The 16,225-nt window shown below is 35.0% G+C and carries 12 protein-coding genes; 7 read left to right on the plus strand and 5 right to left on the minus strand.

All coding sequences use genetic code 11. From position 1 onward, the window contains the following. The first annotated feature begins 33 nt into the window (after positions 1–33). A complete protein-coding gene (locus IRZ99_RS18835; protein WP_194658761.1) occupies positions 34–2,268 on the plus strand; it encodes a radical SAM protein in 2,235 nt (744 codons plus the stop codon). Position 2,269: 1 nt separating this feature from the next. Here IRZ99_RS18835 and IRZ99_RS18840 read toward each other — a convergent pair whose 3' ends face one another. From IRZ99_RS18840 to IRZ99_RS18850, 3 genes are all read right to left on the minus strand, one after another. Then, a complete protein-coding gene (locus IRZ99_RS18840; RefSeq protein ID WP_194658763.1) occupies positions 2,270–3,034 on the minus strand; it encodes an MBL fold metallo-hydrolase in 765 nt (254 codons plus the stop codon). 121 nt (positions 3,035–3,155) lie between these two features. Further along, positions 3,156–3,842, minus strand: coding sequence for a response regulator transcription factor (locus IRZ99_RS18845; protein ID WP_194658765.1), 687 nt, complete (start codon positions 3,840–3,842; stop codon positions 3,156–3,158). After that, positions 3,839–5,101: a sensor histidine kinase KdpD gene (locus IRZ99_RS18850; RefSeq protein WP_194658767.1), complete on the minus strand. Its 1,263-nt coding sequence runs from the start codon at positions 5,099–5,101 to the stop codon at positions 3,839–3,841. The genes IRZ99_RS18845 and IRZ99_RS18850 overlap by 4 nt, the downstream gene beginning before the upstream one ends. A gap of 164 nt (positions 5,102–5,265) precedes the next feature. On the opposite strand from IRZ99_RS18850, the gene IRZ99_RS18855 reads away from it, so the two are divergent. Continuing rightward, a complete protein-coding gene (locus IRZ99_RS18855) occupies positions 5,266–5,673 on the plus strand; it encodes a DUF1573 domain-containing protein (RefSeq protein ID WP_194658768.1) in 408 nt (135 codons plus the stop codon). A gap of 177 nt (positions 5,674–5,850) precedes the next feature. Further along, the gene (locus IRZ99_RS18860) at positions 5,851–7,431 is read left to right on the plus strand and encodes a murein L,D-transpeptidase (protein ID WP_194658770.1); all 1,581 of its coding nucleotides are present in this window, start codon (positions 5,851–5,853) and stop codon (positions 7,429–7,431) included. Between the two features lie 155 nt (positions 7,432–7,586). On the opposite strand, the gene IRZ99_RS18865 is transcribed toward IRZ99_RS18860, so the two are convergent. Continuing rightward, positions 7,587–8,099: a C40 family peptidase gene (locus IRZ99_RS18865; RefSeq protein WP_194658772.1), complete on the minus strand. Its 513-nt coding sequence runs from the start codon at positions 8,097–8,099 to the stop codon at positions 7,587–7,589. 206 nt (positions 8,100–8,305) lie between these two features. On the opposite strand from IRZ99_RS18865, the gene IRZ99_RS18870 reads away from it, so the two are divergent. The 4 genes from IRZ99_RS18870 (at position 8,306) to IRZ99_RS18885 (ending at position 14,717) form a co-directional block, all read left to right on the plus strand. After that, the gene (locus IRZ99_RS18870) at positions 8,306–9,394 is read left to right on the plus strand and encodes an SGNH/GDSL hydrolase family protein (protein ID WP_194658773.1); all 1,089 of its coding nucleotides are present in this window, start codon (positions 8,306–8,308) and stop codon (positions 9,392–9,394) included. Further along, positions 9,384–10,763 (plus strand): sialate O-acetylesterase, encoded by a 1,380-nt coding sequence (locus IRZ99_RS18875; protein ID WP_194658775.1) that lies wholly within the window; start codon positions 9,384–9,386, stop codon positions 10,761–10,763. The genes IRZ99_RS18870 and IRZ99_RS18875 overlap by 11 nt, the downstream gene beginning before the upstream one ends. 394 nt (positions 10,764–11,157) lie before the next feature. Beyond that, entirely contained in the window at positions 11,158–13,455 is a 2,298-nt protein-coding gene (gene bglX / locus IRZ99_RS18880; RefSeq protein WP_194658777.1) for a beta-glucosidase BglX, read from the plus strand. Between the two features lie 305 nt (positions 13,456–13,760). Continuing rightward, a complete protein-coding gene (locus IRZ99_RS18885; RefSeq protein WP_194658779.1) occupies positions 13,761–14,717 on the plus strand; it encodes an aldo/keto reductase in 957 nt (318 codons plus the stop codon). 63 nt (positions 14,718–14,780) lie between these two features. On the opposite strand, the gene IRZ99_RS18890 is transcribed toward IRZ99_RS18885, so the two are convergent. Further along, positions 14,781–16,067, minus strand: coding sequence for a cellulase family glycosylhydrolase (locus IRZ99_RS18890; protein ID WP_194658781.1), 1,287 nt, complete (start codon positions 16,065–16,067; stop codon positions 14,781–14,783). Positions 16,068–16,225 lie beyond the last annotated feature (158 nt).

The following is a 16,225-nucleotide window of genomic DNA, read 5'->3' on the forward strand; positions in this document are numbered from 1 at the left end:
TAAATATCCCTTATTTTTGCAAAAACATTTCTTTTGAAAACAAAGCTTTTTATTATCACGCCTCCTTTTACACAACTGAATACGCCGTATCCGGCAACAGCTTACATAAAAGGATTTCTAAATACGAAAAATATCGAATCCGTTCAGGCTGATTTGGGTATTGATGTGATTTTGGAATTATTTTCGAAGAAAGGGCTTATAGATTTGTTTCAGGTTTCAAGTTTCAGGTTTGCTTCGCCAGTTCGAGTTTCAGTCTCGGGTGAAGTTGTTGGAAACGAAATCTCGGATAATTCGAAACGTATTTTTGCTTTGCAGGACGAATACATCAAAACTATTGATGCTGTAATTCAGTTTTTACAGGGAAAAAATCCAACACTAGCATTACAGATTTGTCAGGAAGATTTTTTACCAGAAGCTTCTCGTTTTGCTCAGCTAGAAGAACTCGATTGGGCTTTCGGAACAATGGGAACGCAGGATAAGGCAAAACATTTGGCGACTTTGTATCTCGAAGATATTTCGGATTATATTGTAGAATGTGTCGATGAAAATTTTGGCTTTAGCCGATATGCAGAACGTTTAGGCCGAAGCGCCAATTCTTTTGATGAACTTTACGAAGCTTTACAGCAAGAACCAACCTATATTGATTCGATTTTAATTTCGCTTTTGAAAGCTAAAATTGAAACCGTTAAACCAACATTCTTTTTAATTTCTGTTCCCTTTCCGGGGAATTTATATAGCGCGTTTCGTTGTGCACAATGGGTAAAACAAAATCATCCTGAAATTAAGATTTCAATGGGAGGCGGTTTCCCAAATACCGAATTGCGTTCTCTTTCTGATAAACGCGTTTTTGAGTTTTTTGATTTTATTACTTTGGATGATGGAGAAGTTCCGATTGAAGAATTAATTTTCAATTTAGAAAATCCAAGTTCAGATTCTTATAAAAGAACTTTTTTACTTGAAAATGGAGAAGTGGTCTACAAAAACAATTCGTTAAAACACGACTACAAACAAGCATTTGTTGGAACTCCGGATTATTCTGATTTACCTTTGGATAAATACATTTCGGTTATCGAAATCGTAAATCCAATGCACAGAATGTGGAGCGACGGCCGTTGGAATAAACTCACAATGGCGCACGGCTGTTATTGGGGAAAATGTACTTTCTGTGATATCTCATTAGATTATATCAAAGTTTACGAACCTGTTGCTGCCAATTTGCTGTGCGACAGAATGGAAGAAATGATGCTTCAAACAGGCCAAAATGGTTTTCATTTTGTGGATGAAGCAGCACCGCCAGCTTTAATGCGTGCTTTGGCATTAGAAATTTTACGCCGAAAATTAGCCGTAACCTGGTGGACAAATATTCGTTTTGAAAAAAGCTTTTCGAAAGATTTATGTTTGCTCTTAAAAGCTTCTGGCTGTATCGCCGTTTCCGGAGGTTTAGAAGTGGCTTCTGATAGATTATTAAAATTAATTGACAAAGGAGTTACTGTTGAACAAGTAGCAAAAGTAACCCGCAATTTTACCGAAGCCGGAATCATGGTGCACGCGTATTTAATGTACGGATATCCAACGCAGACAATTCAGGAAACCATTGACAGTCTCGAAATGGTGCGTCAATTGTTTGAAGCCGGAATTTTGCAATCTGGCTTTTGGCATCAATTTGCTATGACAGCGCATAGTCCGGTTGGATTGTATCCGGAGAAATTTGGCGTTACAAAAGCAACAGAAGCAATTGGAACATTTGCTAATAACGATATTGATTATACAGACTCTACAGGAATCAACCACGATAAATTCAGTTTCGGATTAAAGAAATCGCTTTTTAATTTCATGCACGGAATCTGTTTCGATTACGAATTACAAGATTGGTTCGATTTTAAAATTCCAAAGACTAAAATTGATCCCGATTTTATTTTCAATGCGCTTGAAGAAGGAAATGATTTCAACACTAAACCAAATGCAAAAGTGGTTTGGCTTGGCGGAAAACCTTCAGTAGAACATTTCACAAAATCAAAAAAAGGAAATTCGTGGGAAATGATGAGTTTTACCTTTCACGATAAAAAGGAAAGTTTTAACCTTCAGACCAATAAAAATGAAGGCGAATGGTTGATTGAAATTTTGAGTAAAATCTCGATTTCAAATGCTAAGAATTATACGTTTCAGGAAATAAAAGCAGATTTTGAAACGCAATTGGAGGATTTCGAATTGTTTTGGTATTCAAAGCCTGTTAATACTTTACGAGAGTTTGGGTTATTGGTTTTATAAATCAATACTCCACAAAAGTCCCATCAGCAGGAACTGCAGTTTTAGACAAAAGATCATTTTCAGATAAAGCATTTTTCAATTGCTCTCTCGTCGTAGGGCAATGATTCAAAGCTTCTAAATGGTTCGCGAAAACTTTCCCAGGCGCCAATGCTGTAAATTTCAAAATATCGTTCATTCGCATTAATAAAGGCTGACCAATATCTAATCTTGCTGTTCCGCAAGCGACCGTTGAAATGTCTGGTTTAAATTCAACCAAAACTTTTTGTACGTGTTCCGTGAAAACAGTATCTGAACTGATATAAATAGATTTTTCATTGGCTAATTCAATAAAAAAGCCCATTACATTTCCCATCAATTTTGCGATAAATCCGTAGCCATGAATCGCTGGAATTCCAGTTATTTTTCCATCCAGAAAAGGTTGAGGTTCCCAATACTTTAAAGTTTGAGTAATGTTTAAACCTCTTTTGGTTAATTCTTTTTCAATTTGTACACTACAAATTACCGGAATGCTTTTTCGTCTTAAAAAAACTTCGCCAGCTTTGTCAATATGGTCCGGATGTAAATGAGTAATGAGGCAATGTGTTACTTTGCTTAAAATTTCACGACTGTTTTTTGGCAGAGAAACCAAAGGATTTCTATGAGGGCTGTAACGAAAGATGGTAAAGGGCGGAATCGTTTTTCTTTTTCCTAGCATCGGGTCAACTAAAATCACATGTTGCTCCGTTTCAATAACTAAAGTAGCGTTACGTAAATGATGTAATTTCATATCATGCAAAATTAGAACTTAAAAATACAAAGATTTTTCAAATTTAATTTACAGATTATTCTTTATTTTTAACAGAATTGTTATTATTTAAGATGGAATCTTTACAATGCTTCCAAAGCAATTAAACAATAGAAAATCGAAACCCAATTCCGTGTAGGTTTTCGATTGAGATTCCGTTTTCATTTGCCAGGATTTTGCGCAGTCGCGAAATAAAAACATCAAGACTTCTTCCCATAAAATAATCATCCGTTCCCCAAAGAGAGGTCAAAATCTGTTCTCTTTTTAAAACCGAGTTTTTATTGTCGAGAAATAATTTTAGCAATTCAGCTTCGCGTTGCGTGAGACCAATTTTTTCACTTTCATTAAAAAGAATAAAGTTTTTAGTATCAAACTGGTATTTTCCAATTTCATAAACTGCTTTTTCAATCGGTATATTTTTCTGTGAACGTTTTAAAAAAATCTCGATTTTCAAAAGTAATTCCTCAATACTAAAAGGCTTAACCAGATAATCATCAGCTCCCAGACGCAATCCTTTAATGCGGTCTTCTTTTAAAGTTTTGGCCGAAAGAAAAATAATTGGAATATCAGTATTGGCTTTTCTAATTTCAGTTGCCAATTCAAAACCATCCATTTTGGGCATCATAATGTCGAAAATGCAAATGTCGAAACTTTCTTTTTTAAAGGTTTCCAGACCCAGTTTTCCATCAGGACAATGAATAACCTCGTAGTTATTTTGCTCCAGATTGTCTTTGGTTAAAAACGCTAAGGTTTCATCGTCTTCGGTATAAAGTATTCTGAATTGTTTCATTTTTTATAAGGAATTGACAAAGTTATAGTGATGCCTTTTTCTAAGTTATTTTCGGCTTTTATTTTCCAGTTCTGAAGATTACAAATTTCTTTGACGTAATATAAACCGAGTCCAAAGCCGTTTACTTCATTGCTTTTTTCGTTTTGAGCACGATAAAACTTATCAAAGATAAGCGAAATGTTTTTAGGAGAAATTCCAATTCCGTTATCAATAAAAGCAACTTTCAAAATTTGATTTTCTAAGATAATTCGAATTGTAATATCTGGCTTTTCAGAACAATATTTTACAGCATTATCAAGCAAATTGTACACTAAATTACTGAAATGAAAAACATCAGTTTCAATATAATATTCTTCTGAAGCACTATCAATTTTAATTGAGGCTTCAGGATATTTCATTTGAATATTTTCAATCGTTTCCTGAATAATAGGAACGATTAATAGCGTTTCTTTTTTTAGTTCCAAAGGCGAATAATCTGCTTTCGAAATATTTAAAATCTGTTCAATATGACTGTTAAGTTTATTGCTTTGATTGATTATAATATCCGTATAAGTATGCAGTTTTTTATCTTCTTTAATCGGATTTTGTTCAATTAAATATTTTGATGCAATTAAAATGGATGACAAAGGTGTTTTGAATTCATGCGTCATATTATTGATGAAATCCCTTTGCAACTCAGAATATTTTTTTTGCTGTAAAAGTGTAAAAATAGAATAGACATAAATCAGTAAAATCAAAATCAATGCAATCGAAAGGATAAACCAAAAACGCATCGAACTGAATAAATAAGTGGTTTCATTAGGAAAACGAACAGCAAAATAATATACCAAATCTTTATGTTTGGGGAAAGAAACGGCCTTTTTTTCTTTTCCTTTTTCAGATGATGAAATGTATTTCCCGTAAACCATTTCGTCGCTTTGGCAATTGTACACCGCATATTCAAAATCGGTTGTAATATGCATTTTCTTGAATTCTGATCTTAAATAAAATTCCAGAATATCTGGCTCAAACGCATTTTCGATGTTTACGATATAATAATCGTTAGAAATTTTCCGAACAGGATTTTGACATGATGGTTCATGATCTTTTCCATCGTATAATTTTCGCGCCACTTCAAGTAAAGCTATATTGGCTTTCTGACTCAGTTTTTTTTGTTCGAGTGTAAAAGCCTCTTTGGTCCAAAGCAATTGTGCCACCAATATGCTGATAATGGCGATCAATCCTAAGAGGATAATACTATTAAGTTTATTTATTTTCAAGAAAACAGTGTTTTTTAGAATGTAATATTAATGAAAATTATAGTGAAAAACAGCGATTAACAAGTCGTTAACAAAGATTTGAAACCGGTTAACAGCGATTTGATTTTGTCTGAAGTACTTTTGAAATAGAAATTCGAACTATAAACCATTAAAATATAATAACTATGAAAATCATCAAAATCTCAATGTTGGCTTTGGCTTTAGGCCTAATGTCTTTTTCAGCAATTGTGCCTGCAAAAGTAATTGCATCTAAAATTGAGGCAACAGCTTCAACAATAGCTTGGAAAGCCGAAACTATCGATGTGGGACAAATTCCACAAGGAACGCCAAAAGCAATTGTTTATGAATTTAAAAATACAGGAAAAACAGCAGTTGTAATTACAAATGTGCAGGGATCTTGCGGTTGTACTGCAACAGATTATACTAAAGAACCAATTTTACCTGGTAAAACGGCTAAAGTTACTGCTACTTACAACGCAGCAAACAAAGGGGCTTTTACAAAAACAGTAACGGTTACAACAAGTGCTGAAACGACTCCAAAAATTCTTACCCTCAAAGGAACGGTAATCTAAATAAAGGTTGATTTATAAAGGGGAAAACTCCAAATATGTAGTGTATTTGGAGTTTTTTTTATGCTTTATTGCGAAGCTGACTTGAATGGAAGATTTTGCTTTGTAAAGGCAATATTATTTTTCTTTGAAACCGTTTGTTTTCATTAAATCTTTTTTATTTTTATTAAAAATATTATTATGAAAATTTTCTATTCGCCTGTCGTTGTTGTTATTCTGTTTTTAGTTTTTTCATGTAATTCCAAATCAGAAAAAAATGAGGAAGACTTAAAAAAGACTTCAGAAAAAGTAATTCCGGAATTAAGACTTCATATCGATAGTCTTGAAGTTTCTAAATTTTATGAAGACTATCCAAAGTTGGTTAAATTCCAAAGTGAGGTTTTGGACTTATATAAAGAAAAAAAATCTACTCAATTGTGGATGGACAATAAAGGCGTTGTCGAATTTGGAAATACTTTATTTAATAAATATAAAGGATTAGAAGCAGAAGGTTTGCGTGCCAATTTTCCGTACAACGAAAAGATAAATGCTGTTTTTGATAATATTGCGGAAAACAAATTATCAAAGATTGATACGGATTTGATGATTTCAAATTTGTATTTTTATTATGTTCAGAAAATCTCTGGTGCAGATGAAAAAACAGTGACAAAATTAGAATGGCTTTTACCTAGAAAGAAACTCGATTATAAAGTTTTTTCAGATTCTATTTATGAGAAGGCCACAATAAGCGATGACAAGAAAAGAAAAATGTTCAGTCAATATTACAAACTTCGTGACGCGCTTCATCGATATAGAGAAATTGAGAAAAAAGGAGGATGGAAAAATGTTGAAGTTGACGAGGAATTTAAAAGTTTTAAAATTGGAGATTCTGTTGACGCAATTGGCCAAATTAGAGAAAGACTTTATATTACCGGCGATCTAAAAGAAAATGACAAAAGTAATGTGTGTGATACTACTTTGATAAAAGCTATTAAAAACTACGAATTGCACCACGGATTAACGCCAAAAAGTATAATACTAAAAGAACATATCGACGAATTGAATATTCCGGTTTCAGACCGAATTAAAACGATTATAGCCAATATGGAGCGTTGCCGCTGGATTGATCCTGAACTGGAAAAAGGCAAAGAATACATCGAAGTTAATATTCCGGAGTTTAGATTGTATTTGATTCGCGATCATGAAATTGCTTTTGTATCACCGGTTGTGGTTGGAAAAGCGATGACTAAAACCGTTATTTTCAGCGGTATGATGAATAATATAGTTTTTAGCCCATATTGGAATGTTCCGACAAGTATTATCAACAAAGAAATCAAACCCGGAATGGCCAAAAACAAAAATTATTTGGCACAGAAAAATCTGGAATGGAACAATGGCGCTGTTCGTCAGGTTCCGGGGAAAAATAATTCACTTGGTTTAGTAAAGTTTTTATTTCCGAATTCAAATAATATTTATTTACACGATACACCCTCAAAAAGTTTGTTTGAAAGAGAAAACAGAGCTTTTAGCCACGGTTGCGTTCGAGTAGGAAAACCAAGAGAATTAGCCATCGAACTTTTAAAACAAGATCCAACCTGGACGCCTGCGCGAATTGATAAAGCCATGCACGCGGGCAAAGAAAATTGGGTAAGTTTAAAAAAGAAAGTTCCCGTATATATTGGTTATTTTACCGCTTGGGTAGACCGTAAAGGGGAATTAAATTTCTACAAAGACGTTTACCAAAGAGATGAAAGTCTGATCAAATTATTGACAGAGGAGTAAAATATTAGCAACTAAATTTTCACGCAGATTTTGCAGATTAAAGCAGATTTAATTAGATTTTTGTAAGCTCATCGCAATAAATAATCTGCGCACATCTGCTTAAATCTTTTTAAATCTGCGTGAAAAAATAATTCGTGTAATTCGTGGCAAAAAACTTATTTCGATAAAACATCAATACACTTATAAAAACGGTTGGTGTAATGTTCTGTATCAAGAGAAGTAATCGTAACGCTGTTCACTTTTCCGGAGGATGAATGAATAAATTTAGACTGCATTCCGTTGGCTTCGCAGATAATTCCGAGGTGACCAATTACAGTGTGGTCTTTGTATCCGTAAAAAACTAAAATATCTCCGACTTTAAAGTCTTCCGGCTTTAAGGCTTTGCCTAAATTTTTATAACTGCCAGAACTTCTTGGCAAATCCACATCAAAATGATGATAGACATAACTGATAAATCCGGAGCAGTCAAAACCTGTTTTAGGATCATTTCCAGCATAAACATAAGGCGTTCCTAAATATTGTTTAGCATAATTTACGATAGAATCGCGATCAATATCTTTTCCTGTTTTTTTTAGTTGAAATGTTGCTGCTTTAGGTTCTTCTTTTGAAGTAAAGCAAGAACATAAAACGACTGTTGAGAATATAGAGATGTAAAAAAGTGATTTCATTTTTTAGAATGTTGTTTCTATAAAGATAGCTTCTTTTTAACTAGTAAAGAAGTACTTTAAAATCAATTTGTAAGAATAAAGTATTGAAAATTTGATTTTGATGGATATTTGTGGTGTTTTTTTATTGCATTTTGACGTTTTAGTATCTTTCTGTGTTCTTCATTTCAAATATATTTGTGAATACTATTCTATTTAACCAATACATTATGTTTGTCAGAAAATTGCCGTTTTTAATTTTGTTTTTGCTGATTTCGACTGTTTCGATCTCCCAAAACAAAAACACTTCTTTTCTATATGCTGGCCGAATTGAAAAACTTCAAAATGACAATGTTATTTTGATTGGAACTGCTTCATCAGTATCTTTTAATTTTAGTGGAAATGAATGTTCAATTAAACTTCAAAGCGTTGATTCTTACGAACATCATAATTATGTTGCTTTAGTTTTAGATGGGAAATACATAGGAAAAATTAAAATTGAAAAAGGTGATATACAATCTTTCCCGATAAAAGTTACTTCAAAGAAAAAAGAGCATCGTCTCGAAATTTATAAAAATACAGAAGCGCAAAGTGGTAATGTTTTATTTGCGGGAACGACAGCAAAACTGACTTCAATTTCATCCAAAAAGAAAAAGAAAATCGAATTTATAGGAGATTCTATAACCTGTGCTGCTGCAAGTGATTCAGTTGATTGTGATAAAGGAGAATATATGGATCATCATAATGGTTATTATGCATACGGGCCAGCGCTTTCGAGAGAAATTGATGTTGATTATCTGACAAGTTCTGTTTCGGGAATCGGGATATATCGTAATTGGAATGACGAGAACAAAGACGAAGCAATTATGCCGGAGGTTTATCAAAATTTATATTTAACGAAAGACAATTCAAAACCCAAATATGATTTCGCTTTTCAGCCAAATATTATAAGTATTGCTTTAGGAACAAATGATTTTTCTGGTGGAGACGGTAAAAAAGAACGTTTGCCTTTTAATGCCGAAAAGTATGTTTCGAATTACATCAATTTTATAAAAATGCTTTACGAACATAATCCAAAAGCACAAATTGTAATCACCAATAGTCCGATGGTTGGTGGAGAAAGAGCAGTTGTTTTTGAAGATTGCCTGAATAAAGTAAAAGAAGCATTTGCAACAGATAAAACACATAAAGAGATCAAGATTTTCAAATTCAAACCCATGACACCAAAAGGCTGTTTAGGACATCCTGATGTTGCAGATCAAAAAGTAATGGCTGATCAATATGCCCCGTTTTTAAAAAAGCTGTTAAATGAAAAATAATATATTTAAGTTTGTTTTCTTTCTGATGATTTCCAGTACTATGATGGCAAACGTTTCCCTTCCGAATATTTTTGGCGACAATATGGTTTTGCAACGCAATTCTGAAGTGAAAATTTGGGGTTGGGCTAATCCAAAGGAAGAAATTAAATTGGTTTCAAGCTGGAATAATCAGGAATATAAAGTCGTTGCCAATAATCAGGCGCAATGGGAACTTCACATCAAAACGCCTGAAGTGGGAGGACCTTACACGATTTCTATAAAAGGATACAATGAAGTTATTCTAAAAAACATTTTAATTGGAGAAGTTTGGGTTTGCGCCGGACAATCCAATATGGAAATGTCGGCAAGCTGGGGAATTGACAACGGCGAAGAAGAAATGAAAAACGCGACGAATCCAAACATTCGTTTTTTTACCGTTCCGAAATTAACAGCAACGACACCTCAAAATAATCTTTTAGGGAACTGGACCGAGTCGACTCCGGAAACCATGAAATACTTCAGCGCTATTGGCTATTTTTTTGCCAAACGCTTACGCGAAGATTTAAAAAATGTCCCAATCGGATTAATTTCTTCGAATTGGGGAGGAACTCCGGCGGAAATCTGGATGCCAGAAGAAGTTGTTCAGAATGATCCTCTTTTATTAGAAAATGCTAAAAAACTCAACGAACAAGAATACGGACCAAGACAACCAGGACGTGCCTACAACGCCATGATTTATCCTTTTGTTGGATTTAAAATTGCGGGAACACTTTGGTATCAAGGCGAATCGAATGTGGGTTCTTTGGTTTACGACAAAACATTATCAGCTTTAATCTCTTCTTGGAGAAAAGCCTGGCAGGACGAATTTCCTTTTTATTTCGTCCAAATCGCGCCGTATAAAACCGGAAGTAATAATTTCTCAAATGTTACGGTTAGAAATTCTCAAAGAAAAGTTCTGACTGAAGTTCCTAAAACCGGAATGGTCTTAACTTCTGATATTTCAGATACGATTGATATTCATCCGAAAAATAAAAAATCAGTCGGAATTCGTTTGGCAAATTTGGCTTTGGTAGAAACGTATAAAGTCAATTCTAATTTGGTTAACGGACCACTTTTTAAAGACATTAAAATCGAGAAAAATAAAATCACTGTTTCTTTTGATTACGCTGATGGATTGTATTTCAAGAATAAAATTTCGAATCAGTTTGAAGTAGCTGGAGCCGATGGAAATTTCTTTCCTGCAGAGGCTTCGATAAAAAATAATGAAGTGCTTTTGACAAGCAAGAAAGTTCCAAATCCAGCGAAAGTGAGATTCGCCTGGGGAAATACAATTCAGCCTGACTTGTTTAATAAAGCGAATTTGCCGGCTTCTTGTTTTATTGCGGAGTGAGATTGTAGAACATGGAACATAGAAAATAGAGTAAAGAGGCAAGAGGAAAGAATCAGGAGTAAAGATTTTAGACTTCAGATTTAGATTTTTTGCATATTTTTTTGTCAGACTGAGCGGAGTCGAAGTCCCGCGAAATGTGACACAAAGATTAACACTCAAAGTTTGTCATTGCGAGGAACGAAGCAACCTCACTAACAATTAGCCGCAAGCTTGATTTTGCAAATGAGGTTGCTTCGTTCCTTGCAATGACAAGATTGCGAAAGAAGTTCTTTTAACAACGTTCGCGTGAGGGATAGCAGTGGAAAGCCCACAGCCTGACGAAGGAAGTGCGAGGACTTGAAACGTATAGCCCGACCCGGAGGGACACGCCCAAAATATAAACCACTATCTAACCATGAAAAATAAAAAAATAATAACGATTGGGGTTTTTGCCCTGTTTACTGTTGGAAATATGAATGCACAAAAAAAGCCGTATCTGGATAAAAACAAAACTATTGAACAAAGAATCGATTTGCTTTTGCCTTTGATGACTTTGGAGGAAAAAGTAGGGCAAATGAATCAATATAACGGTTTTTGGGATGTTACTGGGCCGGCTCCAAAAGGCGGTACTGCGGAATTAAAATATGAACATTTAAGAAAAGGTCTAGTTGGTTCAATGCTGACGGTGCGCGGTGTTAAAGAAGTTCGTGCCGTGCAGAAAATTGCTGTCGAAGAAACCCGTTTGGGAATTCCGTTGATTATAGGTTTTGATGTAATACATGGCTATAAAACGTTAAGTCCAATTCCGCTCGCTGAAGCGGCAAGTTGGGATTTAGAAGCGATTAAAAAATCGGCGGCAATTGCAGCGGATGAAGCTTCGGCATCTGGAATTAACTGGACTTTCGGTCCGAATGTCGATGTTGCAAATGATGCGCGTTGGGGACGTGTGATGGAAGGCGCGGGAGAAGATCCGTATTTAGGAAGCAAAGTAGGCTATGCAAGAGTAAAAGGTTTTCAAGGTGAAACTGTTGCTGATTTAGCTAAAGTAAATACTATTGCAGCCTGTGCGAAACACTTTGCTGCTTATGGTTATGTTGAAGCTGGATTGGAATATAATATTGTGGATATCAGCAATTCTAAATTGTATAATTCGGTTTTGCCTCCTTTTGAAGCGACTGTAGAAGCCGGAGTTCGTACGTTTATGAATTCATTTAATACTTTGAATGGTGTTCCCGCAACCGGAAATGCATTTTTACAAAGAGATATTTTAAAAGGAAAATGGAAGTTTGACGGTTTTGTGATTTCGGATTATGCTTCGATTCGAGAAATGATTGCGCACGGTTATGCAAAAGACGAAGCCGATGCAACTGCAAAAGCTGTAAATGCTGGTTCTGATATGGATATGGAATCGTATTTATATGTGGCAAAATTAGTTGATTTAGTAAAATCAGGAAAAGTAAAAGAAGCTTTGGTTGATGATGCCGTTCGCAGAATTCTTCGTGTGAAATTTGAATTAGGATTATTTGACGATCCATACCGATATTGTGATGAAAAACGTGAAAAAGCTACGATTGGAAACAAAGCCAATAATGACGGTGTCTTAGACATGGCTAAGAAGTCGATTGTTTTACTGAAAAACGATAAAAATTTGCTTCCGCTAAAAAAATCAGGACAAAAAATTGCTTTGATTGGTGCTTTGGCAAATGATAAAAACAGTCCATTAGGAAGCTGGAGAATTGCAGCAGATGATAATACTGCGGTTTCGGTTTTGGAAGGTATGCAGCAATACAAAGACAATCAATTGATTTTTGAAAAAGGAGTTGATTTACTAAAACAAAAAGCAACTTTTTTAACTGAAACGGTTTTCAATACAACAGATAAAAGTGGTTTTGAGGCTGCAAAAACGGCTGCAAAAAATGCTGATGTTGTCGTAATGGTTTTAGGAGAATACGGTTTCCAAAGTGGAGAGGGAAGAAGTAGGACTGATTTGAATTTGCCAGGTTTACAGCAAGAATTATTAGAGGAAATTTACAAAGTGAATCCGAATGTGGTTTTGGTTTTAAATAATGGTCGTCCGTTGAGTATTCCGTGGGCAGCTGAAAATGTTCCAGCAATTGTAGAAGCCTGGCAGTTAGGAACTCAAACCGGAAATGCTGTGGCGCAGGTTTTATACGGGGATTATAATCCGAGTGGAAAATTGCCAATGTCGTTTCCTAGAAATGTGGGACAGGTTCCAATTTATTACAACAAATACAGTACAGGAAGACCTATTGATAGTGATAAGAATGTGTTTTGGTCGCATTATATGGATGTGGAGAAAACGCCTCAGTTTCCGTTTGGATTTGGTTTGAGTTATACTAAATTCGATTATAAAAATCTGAAAATAAACAAAACCTCTTTTGCAAAAGGAGAAAAAGTTGAGGTTACTGTTGAGATAACCAACTCAGGAAATTATGACGGAAAAGAAGTGGTACAATTGTACATTCATGATGAGTTCGCCAGTATCGTTCGCCCAATTAAAGAATTAAAAGGCTTCGAATTAGTAAACCTGAAAAAAGGCGAAACTAAAACGGTAACTTTTACTTTAACGGATAAAGAACTTGGTTTTTATGATAACGAAGGGAAATATTTAGTTGAAGAAGGAACTTTTAAAATTATGGTTGGAGGAAGTTCTGATAAAGGTTTGGAGAGTGGTTTTGAAATAAAAGGCTAAAAAAATTAATCTCGCAAAGGCGCAGAGTCGCAAAGTTTTTTTTGAATAGCCTCCAGTTTTAACAGGAGGTTTAAGATTTAAGTTTATAAAGGCTTTAGCCAAACTTTTACTAGTTTGGCTAAAGCCTTTATAGTTCGTTTATATTTCATCCAACTAAAGCTGTACGCTATTGAAAACTTAAAACTCAAAGAAAATCAAAAAAACTTTGCGAGTCTGCGCCTTTGCGAGATTAAAAAAAAGCAGCTTTATTTATTACTTTTTTTTACCTTTAAAACCTATTAAACTACAATCTTTAAACTAAAATAATGAAATATAACAGATGTGGAAAAAGCGGGTTATTGTTGCCTGAAATTTCTTTAGGATTATGGCATAACTTCGGATCGGTAGATAATTTTGATAATGCCGAAAGTATCGCTGTGGAAGCTTTTGATAAAGGAATTACCCATTTTGATTTAGCTAATAATTACGGACCTGTTCCAGGTTCTGCCGAAACTAATTTTGGTAAAATCCTGTGGCATAATTTTCAGGGAAATTTGCGTGATGAAATCATAATTTCAACCAAAGCCGGCTACACAATGTGGGATGGACCTTACGGGGACTGGGGTTCAAGAAAATATTTATTGTCCAGTTTAGACCAGAGTTTAAAAAGAATGAAAGTCGATTATGTCGATATTTTTTATTCGCACCGCCCAGATCCAGAAACTCCTATTGAAGAAACGATGATGGCTTTGGATTACGCCGTTAGAAGTGGAAAAGCTCTTTATGTTGGAATCAGTAATTATTCGGCTGAGCAGACTCGTGTTGCGGTTGATGTTTTGAAACAATTGGGAACGCCGTGTTTAATTCATCAAGCTAAATATTCAATGCTACAGCGTTGGGTTGAAGACGGTTTACTTGACGTTTTAGAAGAAAAGGGAGTAGGGTGTATTGCATTTTCGCCTTTGGCACAAGGACTTTTGACGGATAAATACCTAAACGGAATTCCGGAAAATTCAAGAGCGCACAATCCAAATGGGCATTTGAAAGAAGATGAGGTTACCGCAGAAAGAATTCAGAAATTGATCCAATTGAATGAAATTGCTAAAAATAGAAATCAATCTTTGGCACAGATGGCCTTGGCGTGGTTGCAAAAAGACAAACGAATTACTTCAGTTTTAATTGGGGCAAGTTCTGTAAAACAATTATGTAATAATATTGATTGTTTGCAAAATACGGAGTTTACAACAGATGAATTGAATGCGATTGAGAAGATATTAGCATAACAATTTTTAGGTATGCATAATCGTAGAGACGCACTGCTGTGCGGCTCTACGGTAAAAAAGGACTTATTTTTTCAATTCCATATTGTATTTCTTCACAATCTCCAAAGTCGATTTATCCGAAGAAAAAACCGAATTCAATCCTTGTGGTTCTTGTGGCGGATCTGTTGTTAAAGGATCTCCGGGACTCCATTTTCCACTTTCATTTATAGCTTTTCCTTCGCCGCCAAATCCCCAGAAATTGGCGCCTTGCAACGGTCCATTGTTTTTAACGCTTTCAGCAACTCTTCCAAAAATATAATTGTAGAAAACATCTCTGTTTGCAACTGATGCTGTTGGTAATAAACTTTCGTTTTCCCTTCCCAAACCAAATTCTTCGATAATTATGGGACGTTTTAGATGATTGGCAACAGCCACATGTTTGTCAATATATTTTCCGGCATTTTCTAAAGTTGTTGGTAACGTTTTTTCAGCATCATCTGCTTTAAACCAATTCCAGTTTTTCGGCCAAATGTGCATGGTCAAATAGTCAATATTCGGATTTTGGTGCGTTCTTTCAAAAATTTCAATGATATCATTCGAACTGTTCAATCCTTCAGAACCTGTAGAAATCAAATGATTTTTGTCTAAACTGTCCATTAAATTCACAATATTGTTTAGCCAAACCGTAAATTTTGCTTCATTTTCAACTGTAAAAAGTCTCGGTTCATTTCCAACCTGCCAAGCCATAATGGTATTGTCATCTGTATATTTTTTATGAGAATAGGCATTTGTTCTTCCCATAATAAATTTCACATGATTTTCTAAAGCCTGCATACAAGGTTCACAACTGTGAAATTGTTCTGTATACGCCATAAACTGAGGCCAGGTATTAGGTGCAATTCCAGGAACCGGAACCGGGCCTTTGCCGTTCCATTCCAAATATTGCGACATTCCGCCAGACCATTCCCAGTTATTTGTCAAATATAAAACGGCATACATTTTACGTTTACGCATTTCGTTCATCAGGAAATCCAATCCATCAAGCAAATCTTCATCGTATTTTCCTTGTTCATATTGCAACGCAGGACGAACCGTAAAATCGTATTTTCCGCCATCGCCACCTACTAAAATTCGGAGATTGTCAATGCCGTTTTTTTGCATTAAATCGAGTTCTCGTAGCAATCTTTTTCGGTCGCCAATTTTTTTAGAAGCCAGTAAACTTCCGTACCAATAATTCGTTCCAATGTATGCGTACGGTTTGTCGCCTTTGTAAAATTGCGTTCCTTTCACCGTAATTCTTTCCTGCGCCTGACAAGCAATTGTGGAGAATATTATTGCAAAAGAAAGGGTTTTTAAAAATCTGTTTTTCATATCATATTTTTTAGGAGCTAATCCTGCTATTCGTTTCAATCTTTTGTGCCGAACCCCGGCACAAAAGGATTTCCACTCCTATCAGGGCTAGGGGTTTACGGTTTTTAAGATGGTTTTTGTTTCTTTAATTTTATTTATAGACTCCTATTCCATGGAGT

It is taken from the genome of Flavobacterium sp. LC2016-12, from assembly GCF_015351595.1.
Taxonomy (GTDB): Bacteria; Bacteroidota; Bacteroidia; order Flavobacteriales; family Flavobacteriaceae; genus Flavobacterium.

Excerpts from the sequence above, each read along its gene's own strand:
- IRZ99_RS18845 (WP_194658765.1), bottom strand. The coding sequence starts at position 3,842 with ATGAAACAATTCAGAATACTTTATACCGAAGACGATGAAACCTTAGCG.
- IRZ99_RS18840 (WP_194658763.1), bottom strand. The coding sequence starts at position 3,034 with ATGAAATTACATCATTTACGTAACGCTACTTTAGTTATTGAAACGGAG.
- IRZ99_RS18860 (WP_194658770.1), top strand. The coding sequence starts at position 5,851 with ATGAAAATTTTCTATTCGCCTGTCGTTGTTGTTATTCTGTTTTTAGTT.
- IRZ99_RS18890 (WP_194658781.1), bottom strand. The coding sequence starts at position 16,067 with ATGAAAAACAGATTTTTAAAAACCCTTTCTTTTGCAATAATATTCTCC.
- IRZ99_RS18865 (WP_194658772.1), bottom strand. The coding sequence starts at position 8,099 with ATGAAATCACTTTTTTACATCTCTATATTCTCAACAGTCGTTTTATGT.
- bglX (WP_194658777.1), top strand. The coding sequence starts at position 11,158 with ATGAAAAATAAAAAAATAATAACGATTGGGGTTTTTGCCCTGTTTACT.
- IRZ99_RS18885 (WP_194658779.1), top strand. The coding sequence starts at position 13,761 with ATGAAATATAACAGATGTGGAAAAAGCGGGTTATTGTTGCCTGAAATT.
- IRZ99_RS18870 (WP_194658773.1), top strand. The coding sequence starts at position 8,306 with ATGTTTGTCAGAAAATTGCCGTTTTTAATTTTGTTTTTGCTGATTTCG.
- IRZ99_RS18855 (WP_194658768.1), top strand. The coding sequence starts at position 5,266 with ATGAAAATCATCAAAATCTCAATGTTGGCTTTGGCTTTAGGCCTAATG.
- IRZ99_RS18875 (WP_194658775.1), top strand. The coding sequence starts at position 9,384 with ATGAAAAATAATATATTTAAGTTTGTTTTCTTTCTGATGATTTCCAGT.